This window comes from Alcanivorax sp. HI0044 (assembly GCF_001634945.1).
Genome location: NZ_LWEZ01001315.1, coordinates 1 through 660, shown reverse-complemented (window position 1 = coordinate 660; position 660 = coordinate 1). Strand labels below are relative to the sequence as shown.

The following is a 660-nucleotide window of genomic DNA, read 5'->3' as shown; positions in this document are numbered from 1 at the left end:
TCCTTTCTGCTCACCGGCAGTCGCCTCAAGCCCCGCCGTGGCGAAGGTATGGAATTTCACCAGTTACGCGAGTATCACCCCGGCGACAGCCTGCGTCAGATCGACTGGAAAGCCACTGCCCGCCGCCGCAGTTTGATCAGCCGTGAGTATCAGGACGAGCAAAACCAGCAAGTGCTTATCATGCTGGATGGTGGCCGGCGCCTGGGCATGCCAGTGGGCAAGCTCACCGGCTTCGACCATGCGCTCAATGCCTCGCTGCTGCTTGCCTGGAGTGCGCTCAAACAGAAAGACAAGGCCGGGGCCATGCTGTTCTCCGGCGACCAGCCACGCTGGCTGCCGCCGGTGCAGGGCCAGAATGGTCTCAATCATTTGCTCAACGGGCTCTACGATCTGCACCCCAGCCAGCACGCCAGCGACTTCAGCCTGGCCGCCCGCCAACTGGTACGCCATAGCCGCCGACGGGCACTGGTGGTGCTGGTGACACGGCTGCAACACGAGGATCTGGATGACCTGCTCAGCGCCGTCGGCTTGATGCGGCGCCACCATCTGGTGCTGATTGCCGACATGCTGCTGCCCGAACAGGAAGCCCTGGCCCGTCAGCCGGTGGAGGATTTCGATCAGGCGCTGACCGTCTGTGCCGACGCCCAGGAACAAAAGCAG

The 660-nt window shown here is 63.2% G+C and carries 1 protein-coding gene; it reads left to right on the top strand.

Annotation, left to right across the window (positions count from 1 at the left end; genetic code table 11):
- A partial coding sequence (locus tag A3730_RS19205; protein ID WP_156501260.1) for a DUF58 domain-containing protein occupies window positions 1-660 on the top strand: 660 nt, incomplete at both ends.